Genomic DNA, 22,019 nt, shown 5'->3' with positions numbered 1-22,019 from the left:
AGCCTAGGGCGAATGTTGAACATGTTCAAGAAGGGGTGACAGGTGACTGTGGACACCGTGCTGCGGCGCTGGAGCGCCGATCCGGCCGAGCCCGGGGGACCCGGCCGGAAATGCCGTGGCTCAGCCGGCCAGACCGAGGGCCTCGGCCGCCGCGCGACCGTTGGCGTGGCTCGCGCCGTACGTGGTGACGAAGGCGCGTACGCCCGCGGGGCGCCACTGTGCCGGCCACCCCATCTCCACCACTGTCACCGGATGTTCGGCGGCCAGCCCGGCGACCAGCTCCGGGCCGCCGGGCAGCCGGTGCAGGTGCCGCCCCACGAGCACGATGGGTCGGTCACCGGCCAACCCGCGCAGCGTCGCCGGATCGGTCTCGGTGGCGATCACGCGCATCTCCGGCACCCCGTCGAGGTGCGGGCCGAGCCCCCACGGCACCCGGCCCTCGGCGATCGTCGACTCGGTGTGCAACTGCACCACGAGCGGCCGGTCCAGCCCGGTGAGCACGCCGTCCACCCGGATGGCGCGACGCGCTGCCGCGTACCCCAGCTCGGTGTCGCCGGCCGTCGTCGACCGGGCGGCGGTCCGGGTCCAGGCGGCGAGTTCGGCGGCGCGGCCGGCGGCCTGCTCGACCCGGGCGGTCGCCAACCGGCCGTCGGTGAGGGCGTCGACGATCTCGGCGGCCACCCGCTCGACAAGTGCGGCGTCGACCCGCGCGCCGATGCAGAGCAGGTCGGCGCCGGCCGCCAGGGCGCGGACCGCGGCCGGCCCGACCCCGCCGGCGGCGACCGCGGCCCCCTTCATCTCCAGCGCGTCGGTGATGACGGCGCCGGTGAAGCCGAGGTCGGTGCGGAGCAGGTCGACAAGGACGGCCCGACTGAAGGTGGCCGGATCGGCGCCGGTCAGCGCCGGCACCCGGATGTGCGCGGTCATCACGGCGCGGGCACCGGCGGCGATGACCGCCCCGAACGGCGGCAGGTCCCGTTGGCGCAGCAGGCTCGGTGGAGCGTCCACGGTGGGCAGCTCGTGGTGGGAGTCGGCGACCGTGGCGCCGTGCCCGGGGAAGTGCTTCGCGCAGGCGGCCACGCCGGCGGCCTGCAACCCGGTCACGGCGGCGGCAGAGTGCGCGGCCACCCGCACCGGGTCCGCGCCGAACGACCGGGTGCCGATCACCGGGTTCTCGTCGGCGGTGTTGACGTCGACACTCGGGGCGAGGTTGACGGTGATGCCGAGCGCCGCCAGTTCGGCGCCGATCGACTGGTAGACCCGCCGGGTGAGGGCCACGTCGCCGATCGCGCCGAGGGCGGCGTTTCCGGGGTACGGGCTCCCGGTGGCATGTGCCAGCCGGGTCACGTCACCGCCCTCCTCGTCGATGGCGACGAGCGCGTCCGGCCGACCGGAGCGCAGGGCGGCGGTACTCGCCGCCACCTGGGCGGGGTCGTGCACGTTGGTGCCGAACAGGGTGTGCCCGGCCAACCCGTCGGCCAGCAGCTCGACCGCCCAGTCGGGTGGAACGGGCCCCGGGTACGCGGCGAGCAGCGTGCCCAGTGCCAGCCGGCGCAGTCCTGCGTCCAACCCCACGTGATCTTCCCCCTTCGGTGCCCCACCGGCTACGAAACGTCATACCGGTGGTGGTCCTGGCCCTGCCGAATCGGCGGAGCGTCCCACTGTCGGGTGGCCGTTACGCTACGGCTACCCGTTCGCAGGTCGGTTTACAGTTAGCAAAGTTTACTAAAACTAGAGGACGTGTCATGAGTGCGACCCGGCTGCCCGGCACCCCCCGTCTGTTGCGGGCGCTCAACGACCGTGCGGCACTGGAGTTGCTCCTCGAACGCGGCCCGCTGACCAGGGCCCGACTCGGCGAGCTGACCGGGCTGTCGAAGGTCACCGCGTCCCAACTTGTCGAGCGGTTGGAGGAGCGCGGTCTCGTCACGCGGGTCGGCGAGCAGGCCGGCGGGCGGGGGCCGAACGCACAGCTCTACGCGGTCAGCCCCGGCAGCGCGCACGTGGTCGGCGTGGACGTCGGACCGGACCGGGTGGTGGCCGCGTGTGCCGACATCACCGGTGCGGTCATCGGCCGGGTGGAGCAGTCGACCCGGGACACCGACGACCCGGTGGGCGTCGTGCACAACGCCGTGGTGCAGGCGGCCAGCAGCGCCCACGCGCAGCTCAGCAGCGTACGGCGGATCGTGCTCGGCACCCCGGGCCTGGTCGACCCCGGCACCGGCGACATCACGTTCGCCTTCAACCTGCCGCGCTGGCACAGCGGTCTGCTCGCCGCCCTGCGCGACGACCTGCACACCCCGGTGGTCTTCGAGAACGACGTCAACCTGGCCGCGGTGGCCGAGGCGCAGTCCGGCGCCGCGCAGGGGCTCGCGGACTTCGTGCTGGTCTGGGTGGGCGCCGGCGTGGGCCTGGCGATCATGCTGGGTGGGCGGTTGCACCACGGCAGCAGTGGAGCGGCAGGTGAGATCGGCTACCTGCCGGTGCCCGGCGCGCCCATTCCACGCGACGTCTCCCGCCGAGCCAAGCCCGCCTTCCAGCAGCTGATCGGTGCGGATTCGGTCCGCGCGGTGGCCCGCGAGCACGGCTACCCGGACACCGACGCCGCCGAGGCGGTGCGCGCGGCCGTCGCGGCCGGCGACGACGGTGGCCCGATGCTCGACGAGCTGGCCCGCCGGCTCGCGCTGGGCGTGGCCAGCACCTGCGTGGTGCTCGATCCGCCCCTGGTCGTGCTCGCCGGCGAGGTGGGCCAGGCCGGCGGCGCCGCCCTCGCCGAGCGGGTGCAGCACGAGGTTGCGGCGATCACCCTGGTCCGACCGCGGGTGGTGCCGACCGGGCTGACCGAGGAGCCGATCCTGCACGGCGCGCTGCGCACCGCCCTGGACGCCGTACGCGACGAGGTCTTCGGCTCCACGGTCGGCTGAGCCCGCTGCGCCGGTCATGTGGAGGAATATTTCACCGCAGCTTGGCGGGTTGCAAGCTCTTGCCGAGTTGCGACCGGTGCCGCCGGGTCGCCCGCGATCACGCGTGCGACCCGGCGGACCGCGACTCAGAGCAGGTCGCGGCGACGGAACACGGCGAACGCCGCGGCGGTCAGTCCGCCGGTCAGCACGAGCAGGACCAGCAGCGAGGAACCCCAGGTCAGGCTGTAGTAGCCATCGCAGTAGGCGGTGCCGGAACACCGCTGGGCATCCCAGAACCGCGCCTCGCCGGTGAGCCACGCCCCGATGTGACTGGAGAGCATCAACCGGTCCGACTGGCGGAAATCGACGATCTCCAGAACCAGCCGGGCCCCCAACTCCCACACCACCAGGTACGCGGCCGCCGCCCCCAGCGCCGCCGACGTGTGCCGACCCAGCGTGGCGATCGAGAAGCCCAGCGCGGCGGCCAGCAACACCAGCACCAGACCACGGCCGTGCACCGCGCCGAGCTCACTCCAGAAGTCGTTGCTCAACCGACCGGGCAACCCGGCGGTCTGCCCGATCACCCAGAACGCGGCGAGGTAGGCCACCGACGCCAGCACGCTCAGCACCAGCACCGTGCCGAGCAGGGTGCCCAACTTGGCCCCGAGCACCGTCAACCGGCGTGGCCGCCAGAGCAGCAGGTTCACCACCCCGCCGGAGTTCAGGTCAGCGCCGATGTAGGAGGCGCCGACCAGGAAACCGAACAGCACCAGGAACGCGATGAGGAAGTAGAGCAGCGGCCGCGCCTGTTGGCCGAAGCTGAACACCCCCGGCAGGAAGTCGGCGGCGATCGGCAGCTGCTCCCGCAGGGCCGGATCGAACTCGGAGCAGTCGGCGGGGAGATAGAACCCGTCGTCCTCCGTCGGGACCATGGCGCCCCTGCGGGCCAGGCACTCCTGGAACGCGACCTCCATGCTCTGCCGCTGCTCGGCGGCCTGCGCCCGCGCCGAGTCCAGCTCGGTCGCGCTCGGCTTGTGCGACCCGGCCAGGGTGGTCGCCGCCGTCACGGCGAACGCCAACGCCAACAGGACGACCATGAGCTGCACGAAGCGGCGACCGGTCAGCCGCTCCAACTCGGCACGAACCAGGTTCACGCGTCCACTCCCCGATCGAGATCAATCACAGCTTCGCCCCGCTGGCCGTCCGGCAGCGCCGAGCCGTCCGGCAGCGCCGAGCCGTCGACCTGCCGGGGGACCGACGCGTGCGCGTACGCCCCCGTCAGCTCCAGGAAGACGCTCTCCAGATCCGGCCGAAGCGGCGTCAACTCGCCCACCCACAGCCCCTGCTCGCCGAGCACCCGGCTGACCACCGTCGGGTCACTCACGCCACTCACCACGAGCGCCTCGCCGTCGACGACCGCCGTCAACCGGGCCGCGTGCAGCAGCTCGACAGCGCGCTCCCGCTCGGCCACCCGCACCAGGAACTCGTGCCGGTCGTGGCCCGCCAGCACCTCGTCCACCCGGCCCGCCGCCACCCGCTTCCCCCGCGAAATGATCGTGACGTGGTCGCAGATCAACTGGATCTCGCCCAGGATGTGACTGGACACCAGCACTGTCACCCCGTTGGCCGCCAGCGACCGCATCAGGTCCCGCATCTCCCGGATGCCCGCCGGGTCCAGCCCGTTCGCCGGCTCGTCCAGGATCAGCAACCGCGGATCCTTCAACAGCGCGGACGCCACCGCGAGGCGCTGCTTCATGCCCAGCGAGTAGCCCTTCACCCGCTCGTCGCCCCGGTCGCGCAGACCCACCATCTCCAGCGCCTCGTCCACCCGCGAGACCGGCACCCCACCGGCACGAGCCAACAGGCGCAGCGTGCGGTACCCGGTGAAGTTGCCGAAGAACTGCGGGCTCTCGACGATCGCGCCGACCTGCCCCGCCACCCGGGGCAGCAGCTCCGGCGACGGTTGACCGAGCACTGTCATCCGCCCACCGTCGGCGCGTACCAGCCCGAGCAGGGCCCGCAGGGTGGTGGTCTTGCCGGAGCCGTTGGGGCCCAGGAACCCATGGACCTGGCCGGCCTCGACCAGCAGATCGAACCCGTCCACCGCCACCCGCCGGCCGTTACGCAGGCTGCGGAAGGCCTTGCGCAGACCCTCGATCTCGATGACCGCGCTCATCCGCGCGGCTCCGAATCTTGACGGAACATCAGCCGTCCTCCGGGTTTGGTGATCAACGACACGGCGCTTCACCCTATGACCGAGGCGCCGCCCGTGGGGGGCGCCCCGGCGCTGCGTGGTTGGATGGTGTGGTGACTGGTGACCTGATCCATGGCGCTGCCGGCGCCGCGCCTGTGGACCCGGATCTGGTGGTCAGCCTGGACGGCGTCGGGGTACGCCGGTCCGGCACCGCCCTCCTGCAGGACCTGACCTGGCGTGTCGAGTTGGACGAGCGGTGGGTGGTGCTCGGCTCCAACGGCGCGGGCAAGACGACCCTGCTCAACCTCGCCTCGGGCCGGCTGCACCCCACCACGGGTGTCGCGCACGTGCTCGGCGAACGGATCGGTCGCACCGACGTCAACGAGCTGCGTACCCGGATCGGGCTCACCACCGCCGCGCTCGCCGAGCGGCTGCCCGCCGACGAGCGGGTCACCGATGTGGTGGTGACCGCCGCCTGGTCGGTGGTCGGCCGCTGGCGGGAGAACTACGACCCGGCCGACGAGGCGCGGGCGCGGGCACTACTGAGCCAGCTCGGCGTCGGTGGCCTCGCCGAGCGCCGCTACGGCACCCTCTCCGAGGGTGAGCGCAAGCGGGTGCAGATCGCCCGTGCCCTGATGACCGACCCGGAGCTGCTGCTGCTCGACGAGCCCGCCGCCGGGCTCGACCTGGGCGGTCGGGAGGACCTGGTCGCCCGACTGGCCGAGCTGGCGTACGACCCGGATGCCCCGGCGATGGTGCTTGTCACCCACCACGTGGAGGAGATCCCACCGGGGTTCACCCACGCGTTGCTGCTGCGCGAGGGCGGGGTGGTCGCCCAGGGTCTGCTCGCCGAGACGTTGACGGGTGACAACCTCTCCAAGACGTTCGGTCTGCCGCTCGTGGTCGAGCGGTCGGGCGACCGTTACACCGCGCGGGCCGCCTGAGCGCCACGACAGGGCGGAGACGACAGTGCCGCAGACCCGGGTTGCCGTGGTGGGCAGCGCCAACATGGACCTGGTCGCGATGGCGCCCGCGCTGCCGCGGGTGGGTGAGACCACGCTCGGCACCGACTTCGTGATGGTGCCCGGCGGCAAGGGCGCCAACCAGGCCGTCGCCGCGGTCCGGGCCGGCGCCTCCTGCGCCTTCCTCGGCGCGATCGGCTCGGACGCCTTCGGTGTCACCCTGCGGGCCCGGATCACCGCCGCCGGGGTGGACACCAGCCAACTGCGCGTGGTCTACGGCACCTCGGGGGTCGCGCTGGTCATGGTCAACGCGCAGGGTGAGAACGCCATCATGGTGACTCCCGGCGCCAACGACGCGCTTGTCGGCCTCACCGAGGAGGAGTTGGCCACGGTACGCGCGGCGGACGTCCTGATCGCCCAACTGGAGATCCCGGTGCAGACCGTGACGGCCGCCGCGGTGGCCGCCCGCGCCGCCGGCACCCGGGTCATCCTGAACGCCGCCCCGGCCCGGGACCTCCCACCCGAGCTGCTCGCCGCCGTGGACGTCCTGGTCGTCAACGAGGGCGAGGCGCAGACGCTCACCGGCCGAGGCCGGGAGGACCCCCGGGCGCTGCTCGGCCTGACCCCCCGGGCCGTGCTCACTCTCGGCGGCGAGGGCGCCCGGTACGTCGACCGGGACGGCACCGACGTGCACGTGCCGGCGGTACGTGTCGACGTGGTCGACTCCACCGCCGCGGGCGACGCGTTCACCGCCGCGCTGGCCGTCGGCTGGGGCGAGGGACGCGACCTGGTCGACGCGGTGCGCTGGGCGTCGGCGGCGGGCGCGGCCTGCGTCCGCAAGCTCGGTGCCTCGGTGGCGCTACCGCAACGCGCCGAGATCGACGAGCTGTACGCGCCGGCCTGACCGCGCCGGCCTGAGCGTCTCGGCGGTTACGTCCGCTGATCCGCGCCCGTGCGGAAGGCCCGCCGGTACGCCGACGGCGAGGTCAGCATGACCCGGCCGAAGTGGTGGCGGTAGGTGACCGGCGAGTCGAAGCCCACCGCGCGGGCGACCTGTTCGACCGGGGCGTCCGTCTCCTCCAGCAGGGTCAGGCTCGCGCGGACCCGTTTGTCGATCAGCCAACGGATCGGGCTGGTCCCGGTGGCCCGGGCGAAGTGCCGCAGGTAGGTGCGGGACGACATGTGCGCCCGCCCGGCGAGCTGGGCCACGCTCAGCGGCTCGGCGAGATGGGCGAGGGCCCAGTCGATGCTGCCCGCGATGCGGTCGTCGTCCGGGTCGGCGGGTACCGGTGCCTCGACGAACTGGGCCTGCCCGCCGTCGCGGTGCGGGGGGATCACCAGCCGTCGGGCGACCGCGTTGGCGATCGTCGCGCCATGGTCGCGCCGGATCACGTGCACACAGAGGTCCAGCCCAGCCGCGCTGCCGGCACTGGTGAGCAGGTCACCGTCATCGAGGTAGAGCACGTCCGGGTCCACCTCGACCCGCGGATAACGACGTGCGAGCAGCTCCGCATACCGCCAGTGGGTGGTGGCCCGCCTACCGTCCAGCAGCCCCGCCCCGGCCAGGGCAAACGCGCCCGAGCAGATCGACATGAGCCGGGCACCGCGCCGGTGCGCCTGGCGGAGCGCGGTGATCAGTTCAGGCGACGGGTCAGCGGTCACGTCCGGTACGCCGGGCACGATCACCGTCCGCGCCGCCGCCAGCTCGGCCAACCCGTACGGGGTGTGCAGGCTGGCCCCGCCGACCACCGGCACCGGCCCCGGCTGCTCGGCGCAGAGCACCAGGTCGTACCAGTCGACGTCGAATTCGGGTCGGGGCAACCCGAACACCTCGGTGACGATGCCGGTCTCGAACACCGACATCCCCGGGTACGCGAGCACGGCGACGCGGTGCGCGGCCGCCTGTCGTCGGGGCGCTGGTAGCGGGCGCCGGCCGGTTGTCGTGGCCAGGATCGGCATGGCGGGATGTTAGCGCAGAACGTCTTTTCCGCCACTCGTCTGGCGATGGACCGACCGCCAGGATCGGTGCATGACCTTCACCTTCGCCGTTTTGCCGGCCGATCCGGCCACCGCCGCCGCCTACTTCCACAATCGGCTCAGCGTCGAGACCGACGTCAGTGATGTGCACGCCGACCTGTCGGCCCGTACCCCGGGCCTGGTGGTGGTCGACTCCCGGGGCGCGGCCGCCTGGGCGCAGGGGCACCTCCCCGGCGCGGTGCACCTGCCCACCGCCGAGATCGCGAGCCGGGCAGCGGGCCTGATCCCGCCAGGCTCGGCGGTGGTGACCTATTGCTGGGGACCGGGCTGCAACGGCGCGACCCGGGCGGCGCTGGAGTTCGCCCGGCTCGGTCATCCGGTGAAGGAGATGCTCGGCGGGTTCGAGTACTGGGTGCGGGAAGGGCTGCCGGTGGTGACGGAGACCGGGTTGACCCGACGTCCGGTCGACGACCTGACCGCGCCAACCGCGACGATCACCTGCGACTGTTGATCCTCCGCACGGGCGCGGGTGTGGGCTCAGCCGGCTGGCTCGTCGGCGAGCTTCTCGCCGCGCCGACGCAGCATGCCCAGCCCGGGAATGCCGGCCACGGCGAGCTTGAGGTCGCGGGTCACGTCGAGCAGGTCGTGCAGGTCGGGCCCGACCCGGTCCAGGGTGGCCAGGATCGGCAGGATGTCGGCCGTCAGGTGCTCCCTGAGCTTGGGCAGCTCGTCGATCAGGTGGATCGCCGCGGTGATCTCCTCGTGGCTCAGTTCCTCGACGAACTTCGCGGTCATCGGCGCGGCCCGGCGCAGCGCCGGCTCGTACGCCGCCAGCAGCTCGGCCGCCGTGGCGGCGGCCTCCGCGGCGGTGCCCACGGTGGCGGCGGCCCGGCCGGCCACCCGGTCGGCCTCGGCGACCACCGTGTCGGCCGATCGGGACACCCGGTCGGCCTCGGCGACCACCACGGCGGCGGCAGCGGCCACCTCGGTGGCGGTGTCGATGGCGGTGGTCGCGGCGGCGCTGATGACGGCCACCTCGCGGACTGCCGCCTCGGCGTCGGTGAGCACCTGATCGGTGCGGTCCAGGGTCGTCTCGATCCGGTCCACCACGCCGTTGATCCGGGCCAGCAGCGCCTCCACCCCGTCCAGCACCGCGAACGCGCGGGTGGGCACGGCGGCCATCGAGGCGGCCGAGCCGAGCGCCTGGTCGAGAGCGGAGCGGGTCAGACCGACGACGGCGGCCGGGGTGGGGAGGGGGATCGCCATGGGGTCAAGTGTGCGTCGGCCGTGCCACAACCGCCCGACGGCGCCGGTCAGCGTGAGTGCCGTTCGGCGGTGTCGGCGCGGGCCACCCGCAGCGCCCACCAGATCAGCGGCGCCTGCAACGGCACCCGGCCGTACGCGATGGCCCGCTTCGTCGGGCGTCGGCGCCGCCAGTCCACTGCCATCTTCACGTTCGCCGGCAGGACGGCGACGAAGAGCGCGGCGGCGGCCCGACCGCCGGCCCGACGGGTGGCCGGGTTCGCGACCGCCGCCGCCACCGCGAGTTCGGCCACTCCGCTGGCGTACGTCCAGAACCGGGCCGGGCCGGGCAACGCGCGCGGCACGATCGGGTCGTAGACGCCGGGGCGTACCAGGTGGGTGACGCCGGCCGCGGCGAGCAGGCCGGCCAGGGCGACGGCCTCGCCGCGGCGGGTGGTCATCGATGGTCCCCCTGCTGTTCGACGGCGCGCTGCACGGCCCGGTAGATCTGCCCGAACCGTAGCGCGTCCGGGGTGCGCACCAGCAGGTCCTCCCGGCCGTGGTGCTGCACCCACAGCTCGTGCACGTGGCTGCCCCGTTCGTAGGAGCGGTCCAGCCAGCCGAGGGGGATCTCCAGGAACGGCAGCGCCACCAGCGCCCCGACCGCGCAGGCGGCGAGGATGATCAGCGCCAGCTGCCAGTTGCCCCGGTCCTGAGCGGACCACGCCAGTGACAGCACGCAGACCACGGCGACCAACGGCGGCAGCGAGAGCAGCAGCACCAGGACACCGCGCCCCAGCACACGGCCCCGGACGGCGAGGGTCTTCTGCCCCCGCGCGTGCCAGACGAACGTCACGTCGGGCAGGGCGATCACGTGACCACCCGCCCGGATCGACTCGGAGGTCACCTGCACCGCGTCGTCCCGGTAATAGAGGGTCATCACTAAGCCTAACCACCGACAGGCAACATCCGCCTCCGGTGCGTGAGGTTCGCTCAGATCTTGGACACTCGCCGTCCGCGTCGAACCGGTTCTGAGCGGGGGCCCTATCGGCGGCTGGCGGGGCGGGCCGGTTGGCTGTGTTCGACCGCCCGCTGCACCGCCCGGTAGATCTGACCGAAGCGCAACGCGTCGCCGGTGCGCAGCAACCGCACCGGCTGGCCGCGCCAGCGGGCCCAGATCTCCAGTTGACGGCTGCCCCGGGCGTACGAGCGGTCCAGGTGCTCGAAGAGGAAGTCGGCGACCGGCCCGACGGCCAGCCCGATCAGCACCGACGCGCCGACGATCGCGATCGTCACGGTGGGTGAGCGGTGCAGCCAGACGGCCACGCCGATGCCGAGCACCGCCGCGACCAACGGACCGGCCAGGGCGGCGCCGATCGCGCCGCGCCCCACCAGGACGCGCCAGGAACGGCTGCCGCGGCGGTGCCAGATCATGGTGATGTCGGCGAGCGCGTAGCTGCGACCGTCGGCTCGGAAGGTGGTGGAGGTGACCTGCACCGACCTGTCGTCGTAATACGTCGTCATGGCTGGACTCCCGCCCGCGGGGCTGACACCACACTACTTACCCAAACGAGCCGGGTCGTAAGGTTGGCACGCGACTTCGACGAGGAAGTGAGGGCAGCGTGGGCGAGTTCGTTCGGCTGGAGACCAGGGACGGCATCGGCACGATCCGGCTGGAGCGGCCGCCGATGAACGCGCTCAACACCCAGGTGCAGGAGGAGTTGCGCGCCGCCGCCACGGCGGCCGGCGCCGACCCCGAGGTCCGCGCCGTCATCGTGTACGGCGGCGAGAGGGTCTTCGCCGCCGGCGCCGACATCAAGCAGATGGCCGAGATGTCCTACGTGGACATGGCTGATCGGGCCGCGAACCTGTCCAGCGCGCTCGGCGCGATCGCCCGGATCCCCAAGCCGGTGGTCGCCGCGATCACCGGGTACGCCCTCGGTGGCGGCTGTGAGCTGGCGTTGGCCTGCGACTGGCGGGTGGTCGCCGAGGACGCCAAGCTCGGCCAGCCGGAGATCAGGCTGGGCATCATCCCCGGCGCGGGCGGCACCCAGCGACTGGCCCGCCTGATCGGCCCGGCCCGAGCCAAGGACCTGATCATGTCGGGGCGGATGGTGGACGCGCCGGAGGCGCTGCGGATCGGCCTGGCCGACCGGGTCGTCCCGGCCGCCGACGTGTACGACACCGCCGTGGAACTGATCACTCCGTACCTGACCGGGCCGGCGCAGGCGCTGCGCGCGGCGAAGCTGGCGGTCGACGGCGGTCTGGACATGGACCTGAACTCGGGTCTGGCCTGGGAGAGTCAACTCTTCGCGGCGCTGTTCGCCACCGACGACAGGCGCGAGGGCATGACGGCGTTCGTCGAGAAGCGCAAGCCGGACTTCACCGGTCGCTGACCCGCCGGTCCACCCTCCAACTGCCCCTGACCTCGGTAGCGTCCACCGGCCGGGACCACCGTCGGACGGTCAAGTGACTGGCCGGTAACCTGTGATCCCGGCCACGGACGATGGGAGCGACATGACGGAGCGGATCGAGGGTCACGGCGGCGAGTTGGCGCTCGCGGCCCTACGCGCGCACGGCGTACGGGAGATGTTCACACTCTCCGGCGGGCACGTCTTCCCGCTCTACGATGCCGCGTACAAGACCGACTTCCCGATCTACGACGTCCGGCACGAGCAGTCCGCTGTGTTCGCCGCCGAGGCGGTGGCCAAGTTGCAGCGCCGGCCCGGTCTCGCGGTGCTCACCGCCGGCCCCGGTGTCACGAACGGCATCTCCGGCATGACGAGCGCGTTCTTCAACGCCTCCCCGGTGCTGGTGCTCGGCGGACGCGCGCCGGCGTTCCGCTGGGGCTCCGGCAGCCTCCAGGAGATGGACCACCTGCCGCTCGTCACCCCGGTCACCAAGCACGCCGAGACGGTGTTCAGCACCGACGACATCCCGCGTGCGGTGGGCGCCGCGCTCACCGCCGCGCTCACCCCGCACCGTGGTCCGGCCTTCCTCGACTTCCCGCTGGAGACGGTCTTCTCGGTCGCCGAGGTCGACCTGCCCGCCGTCTCCGGCGTCGACCCGGTCGTGCCGGACCCGGAGGAGGTCGGCCGCGCCGCGCTGCTCATCGCCGGTGCGCAGCGACCCGTCATCATCGCCGGCTCCGACGTGTACGCGGGCGACGCGGTCGCCGCGCTGCGCGAGGCGGCCGAGGCGTTGCAGGTGCCGGTCTTCACGAACGGCATGGGCCGCGGCTCCCTCCCGCCGACGCACCCGCTCGCGTTCGCCAAGGCCCGTCGGGCCGCGCTCTCCGGTGCCGACGTGGTCGTGGTGGTCGGCACCCCACTGGACTTCCGGCTCAGCTTCGGCGACTTCGGCGACGCCAAGGTGGTGCACATCGTCGACGCGCCCAGCCAGCGGGCGACGCACGTGCAGCCGGCCGTCGCCCCCGCCGGTGACCTGCGCCTGATCCTGTCGGCGCTGGCCGACCACTCCGGTGACCGGGCCGACCACACCGACTGGATCGCCGACCTGCGCGTGGCCGAGGACGCGGCGAAGGCCCGGGACGCCGCCGAGATGGCCGCCGAGACCGACCCGATCCGCCCCGCCCGGATCTACGGCGAGTTGCGTCGGGTGCTGGACCCGGACGCGATCACCATCGGCGACGGCGGCGACTTCGTGTCGTACGCCGGGCGTTACCTGGAGCCCGCCCAGCCCGGCACCTGGCTGGACCCGGGCCCGTACGGCTGCCTGGGCACCGGCATGGGCTACGCGATGGGTGCCCGGGTCAGCCACCCGGACCGGCAGATCTGCGTGCTGATGGGTGACGGTGCCGCCGGCTTCTCGCTGATGGACGTCGAGTCGCTGGTCCGACAGAAGCTGCCGGTGGTGATCGTCGTCGGCAACAACGGCATCTGGGGGCTGGAGAAGCACCCGATGCAGGCCATGTACGGCTACGACGTGGCCGCCGACCTCCAACCGGAGTTGCGCTACGACACGGTGGTCAGCGCGCTCGGTGGGGCGGGGGAGACGGTCGCCAAGGCGGCCGACCTGGGCCCGGCCCTGCAACGGGCGTTCGACGCCGGAGTGCCGTACCTGGTGAACGTTCTCACCGACCCGACCGACGCGTACCCCCGGTCGTCGAACCTGGCCTGAGTCGCACCCGCCGCCGCCGTCGCCCGTCCGCGGGCGGCGGCGCGGCGTATTCCCGCAGCTAAATCAGCGGAAAATCGGCTCCCGTCGTCGTAACGTCAGCGCGGGATCGGCGGGATGTCAGCCCTGTCGCCCACAGTGGTGTCACCACTGACGACGACAGGAGTTGCGATGGACCACGCGATCCGCGCGGAGGGACTGGTACGCCGTTTCGGCGCCACCACCGCCCTCGCCGGAGTTGATCTGGAGGTCCCGACCGGGACCGTCTTCGGTCTGCTCGGGCCCAACGGCGCCGGCAAGACCACAGCCGTGCGGGTGCTCGCCACCCTGCTGGCCGCCGACGAGGGGCACGCCACGGTGGGTGGCTTCGACGTCGTGCGCGACGCGCACCAGGTGCGCCAGTTGATCGGTCTGACCGGCCAGTACGCCTCGGTCGACGAGACCCTGACCGGCGCGGAGAACCTGCTGCTGATCGGTCGGCTGCTCGGTCTGAGCAGGGCCGACGCCCGACAGCGCGCCCGCCAACTCCTCGCCGACTTCGACCTCAGCGATGCCGCCGACCGGGCCGCCAAGACCTTCTCCGGTGGCATGCGTCGCCGGCTGGACCTCGCCGCCAGTCTGGTCGGCCGGCCACAGGTGCTCTTCCTGGACGAGCCGACCACCGGCCTGGACCCGCGCAGCCGCAACGACCTGTGGGACATCGTCCGCACCCTGGTCTCCGACGGCGTGACGGTGCTGCTCACCACCCAGTACCTGGAGGAGGCCGATCAGCTCGCGGGTGAGATCGCCGTCGTCGACCACGGCCGGGTGATCGCCCAGGGCACGCCGGAGGAGTTGAAGTCCAAGACCGGCGGTCAGACCCTCACCGTGCGGCCGGCCGACAGCACCGACCTGGGCATCGTGACCGCGATCGTCGGCGAGGTGTCCGGTGCGGTCCCCGAGGTGGCCCAGAGCGCGGTCACCGTCGCCGTGAACGATCCGGGCGTGCTGCCCGCGGTGGTCAGCCGCCTCGACGCCGCCGAGATCGCGGTCGCCGAGCTGGCGCTGCGCGGCGCCAGCCTGGACGAGGTCTTCCTCTCGCTCACCGGCCACCGGGCCGAGGACTCGCCGGCCGACACCGACCTGGAAAGGACCCCGGCATGACCGCCGCCACCCTCCCCGCCCCGCTGGCGCCGGCTCGCCGGCTCAGCCCGGCCGCGGGGCTGCGCCACACCCTCACGCTGGCGTGGCGCAGCCTGGTGCAGATCAAGCACAACCCGATGGAGCTGCTCGACCTCAGCATCCAGCCGGTGATGTTCGTGCTGCTGTTCACCTACGTGTTCGGCACCGCCATCGCCGGATCGTCAGGTGAGTACCTGACCTTCATGCTGCCCGGCATCATGGTGCAGAACGCGCTGTTCGCCACGATGACGACCGGGTTCGGGTTGAACAACGACCTCACCAAGGGCGTGTTCGACCGTCTCCGGGCGTTGCCCATCGCCCGGTGGGCGCCACTGGCCGGCCGGATCCTCGCCGACACCGTCAAGCAGGCCTGGTCGATCGCGCTGCTGCTGGGCGTCGGGTCGATCCTGGGTTTCCGGGTCGGCAACGGGCTGCTCGGGGTGGTCGGGGCGTTCGCGCTGCTGCTGGCGTTCACGCTGGCCGCGTCGTGGATCTCGGTGCTGGTCGGCGTGCTGGTGAGCGAGCCGGACAAGGTGCAGATCTTCGGCTTCATGGTGATCTTCCCGCTGACGTTCACCAGCAACATCTTCGTACCCACCGACCGGATGCCGGGTTGGTTGCAGAGCTGGGTGGAGGTCAACCCGGTGACGGTGGTGGCCGACGCGCTGCGCGGGCTCCTGGTCAGTGGCCCGGTGGCCGGTCCGGTCCTCCAGACGCTGCTCTGGGGTGCCGGCATCGCGGTGATCTTCGCGCCGTTGGCGGTGCGCGGTCTCAAGCGTCGAGTGTGACCCGCAGCAGCTCCGGCACCCCGTCCGACCGGATGCGCCGGCCGCCCGCGTACGCCTCGGCGAACTCCGACTCGCCGAGCGCCGAGCGGGCGGCCAGCGCCACCCGGATCGCGTCCAGCGCGCCGTGGTCGTCGCCGCCGCGTACCCCGTCGGCCGCGCCGAGCACGGTGGCCGCCACGCCCGCCCGCCCGCTGCGCAGGGCGAGGTCGGCGTAACCGACAAGCGTGATCGCGACCACCGGCGCGTCGCCGGAGGCGAGCGCCAGCTCCAGGGCCTCATCGAGGTGGGTACGGGCGACCGCCAGCTCCCCCTGCGCGGCGGCGACGTGCCCGAGCGAGGTGGCCAGCATGGCACTCCACTGCGGCGCGATGCTCCGCCGCCGGACCAGGTCCGCCGCCCGATCCGCCCAGCGGGCCGCCTGCTCCCAGTCGCCGCAGTCGCGCAGCAGCTCCGCCCAGACGGCGGCGACGCCGGCCCGCGGTTCGTCCGCGCCCAGCCGTTCGGCCTCCTGCTGCGCCTCGGTGAGCAGCGTGCGGGCCAGCTCGTGCTCGCCCACCTGCCAGTACAACTGCGCCAGCCGGGACCGCATCTGCGGCACATCCTCGGCGGCGCCCAACTCCTCGATGTCGCCCAGGGCGGCGCGGAGCTGGTCGATGGCGAAGTCCCGATCACCGGTTCGACCGGCCAGCTCGGCCAGCGAGAAGCGCGTGGTGGACAGACCCCACCGGTCCCCGACGCCGCTGAACAGCTCCAACGCGGCCCGGAAGTCGTCGGCCGCGCCCTCGGCCGGCGTGCCCAGATTGAGCCGGGTGTGCCCGTGCATCATGCGGGCCGCCCCGGCCACCCACGGGTCCTGGTCGGTGAAGAGCCGCCGCAACGCGGCCAGCCCCTGCACCTGCGTGGCCGGATCGAACATCAGGGTCATCGCTCCGGCCATGCGCAGCAGGGGAGAATCGGCGCCGCCGTCGACCAGCGCCACCACCCGGCGCATCCAGACCTGGGCCGTGTCGAAGTCGGCGTGGGCACTGAGGGTGTTCAACGCCCCGGCGAGGTACGCGGTCGCCAACGCGGTCGCGGTCGGTGCGCCGTCGTCCCCGCCCGGCCGCCCGACGGACCCTTCGGCCAACGCCAGCACCTCCCGGGCGAGGTCCGCGCCCTCCAGTCGGTTGCCGCGCGACCACCAGTACCACCCGAGCGCACCTGTCAACCGGACCGCCCGGGTGACCTCGTCGGCCCCGATCGCCCAGCGCAGGGCACCGTGCAGATTGTCGTGCTCCGCGCGCAGCGACCGGACCCAGCGCAACTGGTCCCGACCGCGCAGCTCCCGGTCGGCCCGCTCGGCGAGCTGGAGGAACTCGTCGGCGTGCGCCCGCCGGACCCGCTGCTCCTCACCCGCCTCGCCCAGTCGGTCGAGCCCGTACTCCCGGATCGTCTCCAGCATCTGGTAGCGCGGTTCGCCGGCATCGCTGACGATCACCAGTGACTTCTCCACCAGGGCGAAGAGCCGGTCGAGGACCTCGGGCGCGGCCAGTTCGCCGCCGCCGCAGACCCGCTCCACGGCGTCCGCCGTCGCGCCGCCGGTGAAGACGGCAAGTCGCCGCCACAGCGCCCGGTCGGCATCGTCGAGCAGGTCCCAGCTCCAGTCCACCACCGCGCGCAGCGTCTGGTGGCGGGGCAACGCCGTCCGGCTGCCGCCGGTGAGCAGCCGGAACCTGTCGTCGAGCCGGGTCGCGACCTGCTCGGCCGTCATGGCGCGCAGCCGGGCGGCGGCCAGCTCGATGGCGAGCGGCATGCCGTCCAGCGACCGGCAGATGCCCACCACCGGCCCGACCGTGCGGTCGTCCACCTGGAAGTCCTGTCGCACCGCGGCGGCCCGGTCGGCGAAAAGCCGCACCGACGCGTACGTCATCGCGGTGACCGGGTCTGCGCCCACGGGCGGCTGCTCCAGTGACTCGACGGGGTGCAGCGCCTCGCCGGTGATGCCCAGCGGCTCCCGGCTGGTGACCAGCACCCGTACGTCCGGGCAGGCGGCGAGCAGGCGGTCGGCCAACTCGGCGGCGGCGTCCAGCAGGTGTTCGCAGTTGTCCAGGACCAGCAGCGCTCGTCGGCTGGCCAACGCGTCGATGGCCCGTACGGTCGGCTCGGTGGCCTCCCCGGGTGGGATCCGGGACCGGCTGCCGGCGAAGAACGCCTGCTCCCGAAGGCCGAGCGGGCCCAGCAGCGCCTGCGGCACCTCGGCCGGATCGGTCACCGGGGCCAGCTCGACGAGCCAGACCCCGTCCGGGAACCGCGCCGCCACCTCGCGGGCGGACTCGATCGCGAGCCGGGTCTTGCCGGCGCCCCCGGGCCCGGTGAGGGTGACCAGCCGAGCCCGGTCGAGCAGGGCCCCGACCCGGTCGACGGCCGCTTCCCGGCCGACGAAGCTGGTCAACGCCGTCGGCAGGGCACCCCGGGCGCGAGCCGCCGCCGACGGCGCAGGGCGGGGCGCCGCCTCGACGTCGGACGGTGCGGGGTCGGCCCGCTCACCGCGCAGCACCGCCAGGTGCAGGGCCGCCAGTTCCGGCCCGGGGTCGGCGCCGAGCGTCTCGGCCAGGTCGGTGCGCAGCCGCTCGTACGCGGCGAGCGCCTCGGAGGAGCGGCCGGCCCGGTGCAGGGTGCGGATCAGCTGGCCGGCCAACCGCTCCCGCAGCGGGTACGCAATGACCAGTTCCCGCAGCCAGGGCACCAGGTGTGCGGGTTCCTCGAGCGCCGAACGGGCCTCGATCAGCTCCTCGGTGGCGGTGAGCCGCAGCTCGTCCAGCCGGGCCAGCGGGGCGCGGGCGAACGAGGCGTCGGCCACGTCGGCCAGCGCTGACCCGCGCCACAGCGCGAGCGCCTCGTCGAGCAGCTTGCGGGCGGCTTCCGGGGCGGCGGGCAGCAGTGCCCGGCCGGCGAGCACGGTGGCCTCGAACCGGTGGAGGTCGACGGCCTGCGGGTCGAGGGTGAGCTGGTAGCCGCCGGGACGCGCGTCGACTCCGAGCCCCGGCACGGCCCGGCGGAGCCGGGAGACAAGCGCCTGGAGCGCGTTACCCGCGGCGGCCGGCGGCTCGTCCTCCCAGAGGGCGTCGACCAGGTGCGCGACGCTGACCACCCGGCCGGGCACCAGGGCAAGCAGGATCAGCAGCCGCCGCAGCCGCGCCCCGTGGATCTCGATCGTCGTCGTCGGATCGACCTGGACCTGCAACGGGCCGAGCAGGCTGATCTGCACTCCGCCGATTGTGCCGCCCGCCGGTACCGGCGCGGCCGGGCTGGTGTTCACACCTCCGGCCGGTCACCCTCACGGGGTGGCTCACCGTCGCGGCGGCGCAGGTCGTCCTCACGCCGGCGCAGGTCCTCCTCCCAGCGGCGGAAGAGTTCCTGGTCCTGCTGGCGGGAGCGGTCCTGCACCGAGCGGAGGAACTCCGGGTCGTCGTCGGGAGCGAGCGGGCGACGCGGCTGCCGTTCCGTGGAACCACCGCCGACGGGCCGCGCCCCGCGGGCCGCGGGCTCCCGTCCGGCGACGAACCAGGCGATCGACCCGACCAGGGGGAAGAACAGGATGATCAGCACCCAGGCGATCCGGGGCAGGGCACGGATCTGACCCTCCTCGGCGGAGAGGCAACTGATCAGCGCGCAGACGGCGAGGACAATCTGCACCAGGAAGAGGAGAACGTACAGCCGGACCATGCACCCATCATGGCGCACCGCGTCGCGTCACCACAGTCCGCGAACGGTCACCAACACGCCGAGCAACGCGAGCCCGACGGTGGCCAACGCGACAAGCGGCAACGTCCGGCCGCCGGTGCGGGCCGCCCCGGTGCCGGTGCTCCGGGGCCAGCAGAGCACGAGCGCGCCGCCCCAGACCAGGACGGCCGCACCGGCGACCACTGCTCCGAACGGGCCGCCACTGGACGCCAGCCGGACGGCGAGCGCGGTCACCACGGTCAGCGTGAGCAGGGTGCGTCGCCAGGCCAGCCGGGTGCGCTCCGGTTGCAGCCCGGCGTCGTGTCCGGTGTTCACCGCCCGCCGACCGCTCGGAGCAGCACGGCGATCACCAGCAGCACCGCGCCGGCGCCCACGGCCAGGGCCAGGATGGCGGGAAACCGGGACGCGGGCAGCCCCTGACCGAGCCGGATGGCCCGCTCGGTACGCGCCCAGTGGTCCACGGCCCGGATCGCGACGGCACCGCCGAGCAGGAGCAGCGCGACGGCGATCGCCTCCCGCAGGTGGCTCATCGGCAGGGGCGGCAGGAACTGCGCGGCGGCCAACCCGCCGCCGACCAGCGCCAACCCGGTGCGCAGCCAGGCGAGGAAGGTCCGTTCGTTGGCCAGCGAGAAGCGGTAGTCGGGCTGTTCACCGACCGTGCCCAGCTCCGCCGGGTCGAACCATCGCCTGATCGCCGCCCACACGGTCGGAGATTATCCGCTTCCCATCCCGCTTAGCCTGACTCGGTGACTGATCTCGACGTAATGACGCTGCGCGCCGCGTACGACAATCAACTCCGCCCGGAGATCCCCGACCCGGTTCCGGCCGGCGTGACGGTGGAGCGGGACGGGCCGTTGGTGCGCATCGTCGGGCTCGACGCCGGCGGCTTCCTCACCTACCGCGACCTGGGTGGACTCACCGGGGACGCGCTGGACGAGCTGATCGCCCGGCAGGTGGCCCTGTTCCGCGAGCGCGGCCAGTCGGTCGAGTGGAAGCTCAACGAGCACGACGAACCGGCGGACCTGGCGGACCGGCTGCGCGCTGCCGGCTTCGTGCCGGAGGACCGGGAGACCGTCGTGGTCGGGCCGGTCGCCCCGCTGGCCGCCGCGCTGCCGGTCACCCCCGAGGGGGTACGCCTGCGTGAGGTGATCTCGCGCGCGGACCTGGAGCGGATCGCCGCCATGGAGGCGGAGGTCTGGCAGGCGGACCGCTCACATCTCGTCACGGGCCTGGCCAAGGAGATCGACGCCGACCCGAACTCGATCACCGTCGTGGTGGCCGAGACGGACGAGACGGTGGTGAGCGCCGGCTGGGTGCGGTTCCCGGCGAACACCGGCTTCGCCACCCTGTGGGGCGGCTCGACCCTGCCGCAGTGGCGGCAACGGGGCATCTACCGGGCGCTCGTCAACTACCGGGCGCGGCTGGCCGACCAGCGAGGCCGGACGCTCATGCAGGTCGACTGTTCCGAGGACAGCCGGCCGATCCTCCAGCGGCTCGGCCTCGTCGCGGTCACCACCACCACCCCGTACGTCTACACTCCGTGATCATGGAACAGCGGTTGACGGACGAGGAGCGGTTGACGCTCAAGACCGGTGCCTTCGGTGCCGTCTTCCTCGTCTCCAACGCCGACCCGGGGGTGCTGGGGGTGATCCGGGAGAGCCTCGCCGCGTCCAACGCGCTCTCCGACGCCAGCGGGACGGTCAAGGAGGCGCTCACCACCGGTCCGCTGCCGCGGCTTCCCCGGGACTCGCAGTTGGAGATCGAGTCGGTGGTGTTGCCGGCGCTGCGGCACGCGGTGCGGATCCTGCGGGACAAGTCACCGGGGGACGTGGACGCGTACCGCTCGGTGGTGTTGGGTGCGGCGGACCGGGTGGCCCGGGCGCACGCCGGGGTGGCGCCCGCCGAGGCGGCGGCCATCGACCAGATCCGGGGTGCGTTGGCCGACCCGGCCTGACCGTCTGCCCGTCGGTGAGCTGTGTCACTCGGAGTGCCCCGGGGAGCGCAAGCTACCGGCAGGTAACATTGCGTCGTGGGCAACTGCACAGCAGCCCGCGGTTGACCTGGCGTCGACCGACGCGCGACGCTGCGCCCCAGACCGGGCGAGCGAATCGCATCACCACACAGGAGGGTCGTCGAAGCGCGATGAATATCGTCGTACTCGTCAAGCAGGTGCCTGATTCGGGCGCGGACCGCAACCTGCGCAATGACGACAACACCGTCGACCGCGGTTCGGCGAACAACGTGATCAACGAGATGGACGAGTACGCCATCGAGGAGGCGCTGAAGATCAAGGAGGCGCACGGCGGCGAGGTCACCATCCTGACCATGGGTCCGGACCGGGCGACCGAGTCGATCCGCAAGGCGCTCTCCATGGGCCCGGACAAGGCCGTGCACGTGCTGGACGACGCCCTGCACGGTTCCTGTGCCGTCGCCACCTCGAAGGTGCTCGCCGCCGCGCTCGGTCAGCTCAACGCCGACCTGGTCATCTGCGGCGCGGAGTCCACCGACGGCCGGGTCCAGGTCATGCCGCACATGATCGCCGAGCGGCTGGGCGTCGCGGCGCTCACCGGCGCCCGCAAGCTCACCGTCGACGGCAGCACGCTCACCGTCGAGCGGCAGACCGAGGAGGGCTACGAGGTCGTCACCGCCGCCACCCCGGCCGTGGTCTCCGTCTGGGACACCATCAACGAGCCGCGCTACCCCTCCTTCAAGGGCATCATGGCCGCCAAGAAGAAGCCGGTGCAGACGTTCTCCCTGGCCGACCTGGGCGTCGCGCCCACCGAGGTGGGCTTCGACGGCGCCACGAGCGCCGTCGTCGAGCACAGCAAGCGCCCTCCGCGCTCCGGCGGCGCCAAGATCACTGATGAGGGCGAGGGCGGCGTCAAGCTCGTCGAGTTCCTCGCCACCGAGAAGTTCGTGTGAGAGGGGGGTCTGA

23 protein-coding genes are annotated in these 22,019 nt (G+C 72.9%); 11 read left to right on the top strand and 12 right to left on the bottom strand.

The window, feature by feature from the left end; genetic code table 11:
- Nucleotides 1–120: 120 nt before the first annotated feature.
- A complete protein-coding gene (locus ACPXBU_RS26845) occupies nt 121–1,575 on the bottom strand; it encodes a glycoside hydrolase family 3 protein (RefSeq protein ID WP_425760181.1) in 1,455 nt (484 codons plus the stop codon).
- A 170-nt stretch (nt 1,576–1,745) separates the two neighbouring features.
- On the opposite strand from ACPXBU_RS26845, the gene ACPXBU_RS26840 reads away from it, so the two are divergent.
- The gene (locus ACPXBU_RS26840) at nt 1,746–2,921 is read left to right on the top strand and encodes an ROK family transcriptional regulator (RefSeq protein ID WP_393372620.1); all 1,176 of its coding nucleotides are present in this window, start codon (nt 1,746–1,748) and stop codon (nt 2,919–2,921) included.
- Between the two features lie 125 nt (nt 2,922–3,046).
- Here the strand turns inward: ACPXBU_RS26840 and ACPXBU_RS26835 are convergent, their stop codons facing one another.
- Both ACPXBU_RS26835 and ACPXBU_RS26830 read right to left on the bottom strand, forming a co-directional pair.
- On the bottom strand, nt 3,047–4,054 hold the full coding sequence (locus ACPXBU_RS26835; RefSeq protein WP_425760180.1) for an ABC transporter permease subunit: 1,008 nt from the start codon (nt 4,052–4,054) through the stop codon (nt 3,047–3,049).
- Entirely contained in the window at nt 4,051–5,076 is a 1,026-nt protein-coding gene (locus tag ACPXBU_RS26830; RefSeq protein ID WP_393372626.1) for an ABC transporter ATP-binding protein, read from the bottom strand. The genes ACPXBU_RS26835 and ACPXBU_RS26830 overlap by 4 nt, the downstream gene beginning before the upstream one ends.
- 131 nt (nt 5,077–5,207) lie before the next feature.
- Here ACPXBU_RS26830 and ACPXBU_RS26825 point away from each other — a divergent pair, with 131 nt between their 5' ends.
- Both ACPXBU_RS26825 and ACPXBU_RS26820 read left to right on the top strand, forming a co-directional pair.
- On the top strand, nt 5,208–6,038 hold the full coding sequence (locus ACPXBU_RS26825) for an ABC transporter ATP-binding protein (protein WP_393372628.1): 831 nt from the start codon (nt 5,208–5,210) through the stop codon (nt 6,036–6,038).
- A gap of 25 nt (nt 6,039–6,063) precedes the next feature.
- Nucleotides 6,064–6,960, top strand: coding sequence for a ribokinase (locus tag ACPXBU_RS26820; RefSeq protein ID WP_425760178.1), 897 nt, complete (start codon nt 6,064–6,066; stop codon nt 6,958–6,960).
- Between the two features lie 26 nt (nt 6,961–6,986).
- Here ACPXBU_RS26820 and ftrA read toward each other — a convergent pair whose 3' ends face one another.
- Entirely contained in the window at nt 6,987–8,015 is a 1,029-nt protein-coding gene (gene ftrA, locus ACPXBU_RS26815; protein ID WP_425760177.1) for a transcriptional regulator FtrA, read from the bottom strand.
- A 70-nt stretch (nt 8,016–8,085) separates the two neighbouring features.
- Between ftrA and ACPXBU_RS26810 the strand changes: the two genes are divergently transcribed.
- Nucleotides 8,086–8,544, top strand: coding sequence for a rhodanese-like domain-containing protein (locus ACPXBU_RS26810; protein ID WP_425760175.1), 459 nt, complete (start codon nt 8,086–8,088; stop codon nt 8,542–8,544).
- A gap of 26 nt (nt 8,545–8,570) precedes the next feature.
- Here the strand turns inward: ACPXBU_RS26810 and ACPXBU_RS26805 are convergent, their stop codons facing one another.
- The 4 genes from ACPXBU_RS26805 to ACPXBU_RS26790 form a co-directional block, all read right to left on the bottom strand.
- Entirely contained in the window at nt 8,571–9,299 is a 729-nt protein-coding gene (locus ACPXBU_RS26805) for a hypothetical protein (protein WP_393372637.1), read from the bottom strand.
- A gap of 47 nt (nt 9,300–9,346) precedes the next feature.
- Nucleotides 9,347–9,736 (bottom strand): hypothetical protein, encoded by a 390-nt coding sequence (locus ACPXBU_RS26800; protein WP_425760174.1) that lies wholly within the window; start codon nt 9,734–9,736, stop codon nt 9,347–9,349.
- On the bottom strand, nt 9,733–10,215 hold the full coding sequence (locus ACPXBU_RS26795) for a DUF6232 family protein (protein WP_393372642.1): 483 nt from the start codon (nt 10,213–10,215) through the stop codon (nt 9,733–9,735). Before ACPXBU_RS26795 ends, ACPXBU_RS26800 begins: the two co-directional genes overlap by 4 nt.
- 104 nt (nt 10,216–10,319) lie before the next feature.
- Nucleotides 10,320–10,799 carry a DUF6232 family protein gene (locus ACPXBU_RS26790; protein ID WP_425760173.1) on the bottom strand — a complete coding sequence of 160 codons (480 nt, stop codon included), beginning with the start codon at nt 10,797–10,799 and terminating at the stop codon, nt 10,320–10,322.
- 98 nt (nt 10,800–10,897) lie between these two features.
- On the opposite strand from ACPXBU_RS26790, the gene ACPXBU_RS26785 reads away from it, so the two are divergent.
- The 4 genes from ACPXBU_RS26785 (at nt 10,898) to ACPXBU_RS26770 (ending at nt 15,361) form a co-directional block, all read left to right on the top strand.
- A complete protein-coding gene (locus ACPXBU_RS26785; protein ID WP_425760172.1) occupies nt 10,898–11,671 on the top strand; it encodes an enoyl-CoA hydratase/isomerase family protein in 774 nt (257 codons plus the stop codon).
- Between the two features lie 121 nt (nt 11,672–11,792).
- Nucleotides 11,793–13,415, top strand: coding sequence for an acetolactate synthase (locus tag ACPXBU_RS26780; RefSeq protein WP_425760171.1), 1,623 nt, complete (start codon nt 11,793–11,795; stop codon nt 13,413–13,415).
- A 168-nt stretch (nt 13,416–13,583) separates the two neighbouring features.
- Nucleotides 13,584–14,555: an ATP-binding cassette domain-containing protein gene (locus ACPXBU_RS26775; protein ID WP_393372650.1), complete on the top strand. Its 972-nt coding sequence runs from the start codon at nt 13,584–13,586 to the stop codon at nt 14,553–14,555.
- A complete protein-coding gene (locus ACPXBU_RS26770; RefSeq protein ID WP_425760170.1) occupies nt 14,552–15,361 on the top strand; it encodes an ABC transporter permease in 810 nt (269 codons plus the stop codon). Before ACPXBU_RS26775 ends, ACPXBU_RS26770 begins: the two co-directional genes overlap by 4 nt.
- Here the strand turns inward: ACPXBU_RS26770 and ACPXBU_RS26765 are convergent.
- The 4 genes from ACPXBU_RS26765 to ACPXBU_RS26750 are packed head-to-tail and all read right to left on the bottom strand — an operon-like array spanning nt 15,345 to nt 19,788.
- The gene (locus tag ACPXBU_RS26765; RefSeq protein WP_425760169.1) at nt 15,345–18,608 is read right to left on the bottom strand and encodes a BTAD domain-containing putative transcriptional regulator; all 3,264 of its coding nucleotides are present in this window, start codon (nt 18,606–18,608) and stop codon (nt 15,345–15,347) included. The two genes, ACPXBU_RS26770 and ACPXBU_RS26765, sit on opposite strands and share 17 nt — an antisense overlap.
- Before the next feature lie 47 nt (nt 18,609–18,655).
- Complete coding sequence (locus ACPXBU_RS26760) at nt 18,656–19,066, bottom strand: PLD nuclease N-terminal domain-containing protein (protein WP_425760168.1); 411 nt, start codon at nt 19,064–19,066, stop codon at nt 18,656–18,658.
- Between the two features lie 27 nt (nt 19,067–19,093).
- Nucleotides 19,094–19,399, bottom strand: coding sequence for a DUF202 domain-containing protein (locus tag ACPXBU_RS26755; protein ID WP_425760167.1), 306 nt, complete (start codon nt 19,397–19,399; stop codon nt 19,094–19,096).
- Nucleotides 19,396–19,788, bottom strand: a complete 393-nt coding sequence (locus tag ACPXBU_RS26750; RefSeq protein WP_425760166.1) for a YidH family protein — start codon at nt 19,786–19,788, stop codon at nt 19,396–19,398. Before ACPXBU_RS26750 ends, ACPXBU_RS26755 begins: the two co-directional genes overlap by 4 nt.
- A 42-nt stretch (nt 19,789–19,830) precedes the next feature.
- Here ACPXBU_RS26750 and ACPXBU_RS26745 point away from each other — a divergent pair, with 42 nt between their 5' ends.
- The 3 genes from ACPXBU_RS26745 to ACPXBU_RS26735 all read left to right on the top strand — a co-directional run bounded on the left by ACPXBU_RS26745 (nt 19,831) and on the right by ACPXBU_RS26735 (nt 22,006).
- Nucleotides 19,831–20,628 carry a GNAT family N-acetyltransferase gene (locus ACPXBU_RS26745; protein WP_425760165.1) on the top strand — a complete coding sequence of 266 codons (798 nt, stop codon included), beginning with the start codon at nt 19,831–19,833 and terminating at the stop codon, nt 20,626–20,628.
- The gene (locus ACPXBU_RS26740; RefSeq protein ID WP_393372668.1) at nt 20,625–21,038 is read left to right on the top strand and encodes a hypothetical protein; all 414 of its coding nucleotides are present in this window, start codon (nt 20,625–20,627) and stop codon (nt 21,036–21,038) included. The genes ACPXBU_RS26745 and ACPXBU_RS26740 overlap by 4 nt, the downstream gene beginning before the upstream one ends.
- Before the next feature lie 188 nt (nt 21,039–21,226).
- The gene (locus tag ACPXBU_RS26735) at nt 21,227–22,006 is read left to right on the top strand and encodes an electron transfer flavoprotein subunit beta/FixA family protein (RefSeq protein WP_425760164.1); all 780 of its coding nucleotides are present in this window, start codon (nt 21,227–21,229) and stop codon (nt 22,004–22,006) included.
- Nucleotides 22,007–22,019: the final 13 nt, after the last annotated feature.

Origin of the sequence: Micromonospora sp. DT231, from assembly GCF_049847025.1 — a bacterium.
GTDB lineage: Bacteria > Actinomycetota > Actinomycetes > Mycobacteriales > Micromonosporaceae > Micromonospora.
This window is presented reverse-complemented; position numbering and strand designations above follow the sequence as displayed.